Consider the following 6,235-nt stretch of genomic DNA (forward strand, 5'->3'; position numbering starts at 1 on the left):
GAGCGGTCAGCCGTAATGAGCCTGCAGCGCCCACAAAACTCCAACCACCACCAACAGCAATACAGTAAACAAAACCCAGGCCTGCGTGAACGCCTGGGTTTCCGTGATTTCGACAGGAGCGGCTGCGGGAGGCGGGCTAGGTGCGACGGGCGTGTGTGGAGTCATGCCCGACTGTACCCCGCAGCGCGGCAGTATTGGCCTGCTTTGCAGAAGAAGCGTCCATCCGTGACATTGCGCTCATGATCCCGGCGGCCACCAGGTTGGCTCCCGCACTGAACAAGATTGGCAGCATGTAGCTGCGGCTGATGTCGAAGGCAAAGCCCGCTGCGGCCGGCCCGACCAGCGTGCCGAAAGCCACGCTGGTGTAGAGCACGCCGATGATCGCGCTGATGTTGCGCCCACCAAAATAATCCATCACCAACGCGGGAAGAAGCGCAACAAAGCCACCATAGAACGCGCCATAAAAGAAGGCGAACACCGCGAGCCCCCAGAACCCGTTCGACGCGGCCCAGACGAGCAGCGACAACGCCATGCCCGTCGACATCAACAGCATGGTTCGCACCCGCCCCATGCGATCGGCGAGTCCGCCCAGAAAAAACCGCCCGGCCGTGCTGCCCACGCCGATCGCGCCCAGCAGCAAGACGGCGGACGTCGACGGCACGCCATGGTCCAGCGCATAGGGCACCAGGTGCACGAACGGCACGAACAAACCGAACGAGCTGATCAGGCAGGCCGCGTACAAACCGGCAAAGCGCCGTGAGCGCACCGCGTCGCGCACCGTGAACCCGGCCGGCGCGGCCGCAGCGGATTGCGGCTGCGGCGGATCGTCATCAGGGCCGAGCCCGCGATCTTTAGGATCGTTCTCGATCAGCAGCGCCAGGCCCACGCCCAGCACCACGGCCAAGCCCCCGAGTGCCAGATATGCATGGCGCCATCCCAGGGCCGCGATGAGGAACGAAGCCAGCGGCGGCATTACCAGCGTGCCCACGCCGATGCCGCTCACGGCCAGCCCCGACGCGAACCCGCGCCGCTTCACGAACCAGCGCTGCACCGCGCCCAGCACCGGCACATACGATGCGCCGACGCCCAGTCCGACACCGAGCCCGTACGCCAGGTAGATCTGCGCCAGGCTCTGGGCTTGACTCGCCAAGGCCAGCCCGACGCCGACGAGCACCATGCCCGCGACCGCCAACCGCCGAGATCCCCAACGGTCAGCCAGCGGCCCGCTCAGCACACCCAGCCCGAAGTACAGAAAGCCTGCCAGCGAGAACACGAGCGAGACCGAGCCGCGCGAGGCACCGAAGTCCTTTTGCAGCGACTCGAGAAAAGCGCTGAAGGTGTAGGCGCTCCCGAAGCCGACGAAGGTCACGGCGAAAGCGCCCGCGACAACAAGCCAGCCGCGAAAGAGACCGCGAGTCCCAGAAGAAGTGGATGATGGGTTCACGAGCGGAGGTCCATGGAATCAGATCATCTAAGGCTGAAGAATCAGAGGCAAGGCACACCAGGGTTTATCTCTGGAGCCGAGGTATGCCAATATCCCGCTTCGCAGCAGCCTTCACAAGCCAGAATTTCTGCGTGCAACAAATCAGATTTTCTAAATGACAGAGCACCAGCTTCCACCGCTCAATGCGCTGCGCGCCTTCGAGGCTTCCGCGCGCCATCTCTCGGTGAAGAATGCAGCCGACGAGCTGTGCGTCACCCCCGGCGCCGTCAGCCAGCTCGTCAAGACACTGGAGCAACACCTGGGCGTCCAGCTGTTCCGCCGCGTGAGCCGTGGCATCTTCCTCACCGACGCCGGCCAGGCTTACCTTCCGCCCGTGCGCAACGCTTTCCGGCAGATCAGCGATGCAACCCAGAAGCTGGCCGTGCCCGCGGAGACCGGCCTTCTCACTGTGAGCACCACGCCGTTCTTCGCGTCGGCGTGGCTGGTGCCGCGCCTCAAATCGTTCCAGGACGCGCACCCCGACATCGACCTGCAGGTACAGACCAGCCAGGCGCTGGCCGATTTCTCGCGCGATGGCGTCGACGTTGCCATCCGCCACGGCATGGGCCACTACCCGGGGCTGTCCAGCCAACGCGTGTTGACGGTCGAGGTCGCGGCGGTCGCCGCCCCCGCGCTGGTGGCCGAACTCGGCAAGCCGAAAAAGCCGGCGGACCTGCTGCGTTGGCCGCGCGTGAACGATGCGCAGCGCAAGGGCTGGCGCCTGTGGTTCGAGGCGCAGGGCATCGAAGATTCCGGCCCCGTTCGCGGGCCTTCCTTCGACGACGCCGGCCTGTTGCTGAAGGCCGTGCTCGCGGGGCAGGGCGCGGCGTTGCTGCCTGCCGCCATGATGGCGTCCGAAATTGCCGAAGGCCGGCTCGTCGCGTTGTCGGGCGCGACCTGGCTCGAAGACTTCGCGTATTACCTCGTGTGTCCCGAAGTCAGCCGCGATCGGCCGAAGGTCGCAGCCTTCCGTGACTGGATGCTCGAAGCCGCACGCAAAAAGCGGCCTTCGTCAGGTCGCCGCAAGACAGTTTCGCCGACAGTCGCAGGCTCCTCTTCCACGCCGCCGCCTCGAAGGCGCGCCTTGCCTCGGCCCCGATGAAACTTCAAAGACACCGATTCCTTCGTCCGATGGTCGCGCGGCCGCGGCTCTTCATGGCCACCGCCATCGGCATCGTCGTGGGCATCCTGCTGCCGTCGGGCGTCGAGGCCCATCTGGTCACGCGGCTGCTGATTGCCTGGAACACCGGTGCCTGCCTCTACGTGGCGCTGGCCGCGACGATGATGACCCGCTCCTCGCAGCAGCACATGCGCTACCGCGCGCAGCTGCAGGACGAAGGGCAGATCACGATCCTCGTGCTGGTGGTGGTGTCGGCCATCGCGAGCCTGGCGGCCATCGGCGGCGAACTCGCCGTGGTGAAAGACATGCACGGCCTCGAGAAGATCGCGCACATCGCGCTGGCCGGGCTCACGGTGATGTCGTCGTGGGCCTTCACGCAGATCATGTTCACGCTGCACTACGCGCACGACTACTACGCGGCCGTGAGCCGGGGAAAGAAGCCCGGGCTGCAATTCCCCGACGACGAGATGCCGACCTACGGCGACTTCTTCTATTTCTCGGCGGTGATCGGTACCTCGGGCCAGACGGCCGACGTGTCCTTCGTGTCCAAGGCCATGCGCCGCATCGGCTCGGTCCATTGCATCCTGGCGTACCTGTTCAACACGACGGTGCTGGCCTTGCTGATCAACATCGGCGCGAGCATGTTCTGAGCGCGATGGCACCGCACCCACACCACCGATTCGCAGCCATCGTCCTGCTCTGTCTCGCACCTGCCGCGTGGGCGGACGATGACATGCCCGAGCTGCCCTTCAAGCTCACCGTCGGCGCTTACCGGGTGTCCGGCGGCGGCCAGCCCTCGGGACCGGGGCTGGACCTGAACCTGCGCTACACCTACGGCGACGGCAACATATGGGTCGGCTGGTTCCGCTCGCCGGTGCTCGATTTCGCACAGCCCCGCGTGGGCTGGGACCACACCTTCACCTTCGGGCCGGTGCGCGTGCTGCCTTCGCTGCAGGCGGCATCGGGCGGTTTCGTGGGCGGCAGCCTGGCCGTGGAAACCGGCGACAGCTGGTTCGTCGGCGCGGGGCTGGGGCGCACCAACCTGCGCAACTACGCGAACCTCAATTTCGACCCGAACGATTCGTACACGGTCTACGGCGGCTACAAATGGACCGACGGCACCGCGCTGTCGCTCTCGCTGATTCGCGACAACCGGCTCAACCCCGACCAGCAGGACGTGCACCTCGTCTACCGCCAGCCCTTGCCCGACCGGCAGCGCCTGACCGTCGACCTGCTGGCCAAGCAGGGCACGATCGAAGGGCAGTTCATCCGCCGCGCGGGCCTCACCGTCACCTACGACTGGCCGCGCTTCTTCGTTCGCGCGGCCTACGACCCGAAGGTCAACTTCACGGCGCAGAACATGGTGCGGCTGTCGGTGGGCACGCGCTTCTGACGCCGGCTCAGAGCAGCTCGATGCCGGGCAGGCTCTTGAAGCAGCTCTCGCGCGTGATGCGCACGAAGTCCGCGAGCCACGGCTGAGCCGACGTGCCTTGCGCGCAGGCCATGTAGAGCCGCCCCGTCAGGCCCTTGCTGCCCACGCGTCGGGCCGTGACGTAGCCGCGGTCCAGGTAGTTCTGCACCGCCCACAGCGGAAGCGTCGCCACGCCGCGCCCGCTGGCCACCAGCTGCAGCATCGCCACCGTGAGTTCGGTCGTGCGGCGATGCTTCGGTTCCACGCCCGCCGGCGCCAGCACCTGTCGCACGATGTCGAGCATCTCGTCGGGCACCGGGTAAGTGATGAGCGTCTGATCGGCGAAGTGCCGCGCCGTGAGGTGCGACTTGGCCGTCAGCGGATGGTCGTTGGCCAGCAGCGCCATGATCTCGAAGCGGAACAGCGCGTGGTAGTCGACCGTTTCGTCCGGATCTTCCTCCGACACGATCGCGACCTCCGCGCGGTTCTGCATCACCAGCGCGATCGGGTCGGGGTGAAAGCCCGAGACGATGTCGAGCTCGATCTCGGGCCAGCGCTGGCGAAACGCATCCATCGCCGGCATGAGCCAGTCGAAGCAGGTGTGGCACTCGACCACGATGCGCAACTGCCCGCTGCGCCCCAGCGCCAGCCGCGCCACGTCGCGCTCGGCTTCTTCGACCAGGGGCAGGGCGGTGTCGGCCAGCTGCAGCAGCCGCAGGCCCGTGGTGCTGAACTGCGGCGGCACCGACTTGCGCTCGAACAGCTGCGCGCCGTAGCGGTCTTCGAGCAGCTTGATCTGGTGCGACAGCGCCGACTGCGTGAGGTTCAGCAACTGGGCCGCGCGCACCAGGCTGCCCGTGTCGCGCAACGCGATGAGCGTGCGCAGGTGGCGTATTTCGAGGATCGACTGCAACATGAAAATGATTCAAGCGAATGGGCAAAAGGTTTCGTTTGAATCATATGCCCCAAACGCCGACCATTGCCGGGTTCCAAAAATCAGCCACCGGATTACCTGCAATGACCACCCGCATCCACACCCTCGGTTTCCCGCGCATGGGCGCTCACCGGGAACTCAAGTTCGCCGTCGAAAAGCACTGGCGCGGCGAGATCGACCGCGCCGCGCTCGAAGCCGTCGGTGAAGAACTGCGCGCGCGCCACTGGCAGGCCCAGCGCGATGCGGGCCTCGACTTCGTGACGGTCGGCGACTTCGCCTACTACGACCATGTGGCCAACCACATCCAGCTGCTCGGTTGCGAGCCGGCGCGCTTCGACTTCAAGGGCGACGACGCCGAACTCTCGCGCTACTTCAAGATGGCGCGCGGTGTCGAAGAGAGGTCGGCCATGTGCACGACGAAAGCTGCAACCACGGCAACGAAGGCACCTTTGCGCTGGAAATGACCAAGTGGTTCGACACCAACTACCACTACCTCGTGCCCGAGTTCAACGCCGCAACGCAGTTCAAGCTCGCGTCCACGCGCCTGTTCGACGAAGTGGCGCAGGCGCAGCAGGCCGGCCACGCGGTCAAGGCCGTGCTGCTGGGGCCGCTGAGCTTTCTGTACCTGGGCAAGGAGAAGCAGGCCGGCTTCGACCGCTTCTCGCTGCTCGATGCGCTGCTGCCTGTGTACGAGCAGGTGCTCGCGCGCCTGAAGCAGCAGGGCGTGGAGTGGGTGCAGATCGACGAGCCCATCCTCGGCCTCGACCTGCCCGATGCCTGGCGCAACGCCTTCGAGCGCGCCTACTGGCAGCTCGCCCGCAGCGCGCCCAAGCTGCTGCTGGCCACGTACTTCTCGCCGCTGTCCGACAACCTGCGCCTGGCGTGCCAACTGCCGGTGGCGGGCCTGCACGTGGACGCGGTGCGTTCGCCGCAGGAGCTGACCGGTGTGGCCGACTGGCTGCCGGCGCACAAGGTGCTGTCGGTGGGCGTGGTCGACGGCCGCAACATCTGGCGCACCGACGTCGATGCCGCGCTGGCCAAGCTCAAGCCCGTCGCTGAAAAGCACAAGGGCGAACTGTGGATCGCGCCGTCGTGCTCGCTGCTGCACGTGCCGTTCAGCCTCGCGGCCGAGACCCGGCTCGACACCGAACTGAAGTCGTGGCTCGCCTTCGCGGTCGAGAAGCTCGACGAGCTGCGCGTGCTGCGCGCCGTGGTCGACGGCAACGAAGCCTCCGTGGCCGCCGAGCTTGCCGTCGCCCGCGCCGCCGTGACCGCGCGCCGCGCCAG

Annotated in this window: 5 protein-coding genes and 1 pseudogene; 4 read left to right on the top strand and 2 right to left on the bottom strand. The window is 66.4% G+C overall.

The window, feature by feature from the left end; genetic code table 11:
* Positions 1 to 136: 136 nt before the first annotated feature.
* Entirely contained in the window at positions 137 to 1,444 is a 1,308-nt protein-coding gene (locus BMG07_RS39250; RefSeq protein WP_198089009.1) for an MFS transporter, read from the bottom strand.
* Between the two features lie 154 nt (positions 1,445 to 1,598).
* Between BMG07_RS39250 and gcvA the strand changes: the two genes are divergently transcribed.
* The 3 genes from gcvA (at position 1,599) to BMG07_RS39265 (ending at position 3,996) form a co-directional block, all read left to right on the top strand.
* Positions 1,599 to 2,585: a transcriptional regulator GcvA gene (gene gcvA / locus BMG07_RS39255; RefSeq protein ID WP_198089010.1), complete on the top strand. Its 987-nt coding sequence runs from the start codon at positions 1,599 to 1,601 to the stop codon at positions 2,583 to 2,585.
* Between the two features lie 29 nt (positions 2,586 to 2,614).
* Positions 2,615 to 3,253, top strand: a complete 639-nt coding sequence (locus BMG07_RS39260) for a DUF1345 domain-containing protein (RefSeq protein ID WP_198089011.1) — start codon at positions 2,615 to 2,617, stop codon at positions 3,251 to 3,253.
* Positions 3,254 to 3,336: 83 nt separating this feature from the next.
* Entirely contained in the window at positions 3,337 to 3,996 is a 660-nt protein-coding gene (locus BMG07_RS39265; RefSeq protein ID WP_269759850.1) for a hypothetical protein, read from the top strand.
* A gap of 7 nt (positions 3,997 to 4,003) precedes the next feature.
* Here the strand turns inward: BMG07_RS39265 and BMG07_RS39270 are convergent, their stop codons facing one another.
* The gene (locus BMG07_RS39270; RefSeq protein ID WP_198089012.1) at positions 4,004 to 4,930 is read right to left on the bottom strand and encodes a LysR family transcriptional regulator; all 927 of its coding nucleotides are present in this window, start codon (positions 4,928 to 4,930) and stop codon (positions 4,004 to 4,006) included.
* A 101-nt stretch (positions 4,931 to 5,031) separates the two neighbouring features.
* Here BMG07_RS39270 and BMG07_RS39275 point away from each other — a divergent pair.
* Positions 5,032 to 6,235: pseudogene (locus BMG07_RS39275) on the top strand (5-methyltetrahydropteroyltriglutamate--homocysteine S-methyltransferase); the annotation flags it as partial.

Source organism: Variovorax sp. E3 (assembly GCF_016082275.1).
Lineage (GTDB): Bacteria > Pseudomonadota > Gammaproteobacteria > Burkholderiales > Burkholderiaceae_C > Variovorax.

Excerpts from the sequence above, each read along its gene's own strand:
- gcvA (WP_198089010.1), top strand. The coding sequence starts at position 1,599 with ATGACAGAGCACCAGCTTCCACCGCTCAATGCGCTGCGCGCCTTCGAG.
- BMG07_RS39265 (WP_269759850.1), top strand. The coding sequence starts at position 3,337 with ATGCCCGAGCTGCCCTTCAAGCTCACCGTCGGCGCTTACCGGGTGTCC.
- BMG07_RS39260 (WP_198089011.1), top strand. The coding sequence starts at position 2,615 with ATGGTCGCGCGGCCGCGGCTCTTCATGGCCACCGCCATCGGCATCGTC.
- BMG07_RS39270 (WP_198089012.1), bottom strand. The coding sequence starts at position 4,930 with ATGTTGCAGTCGATCCTCGAAATACGCCACCTGCGCACGCTCATCGCG.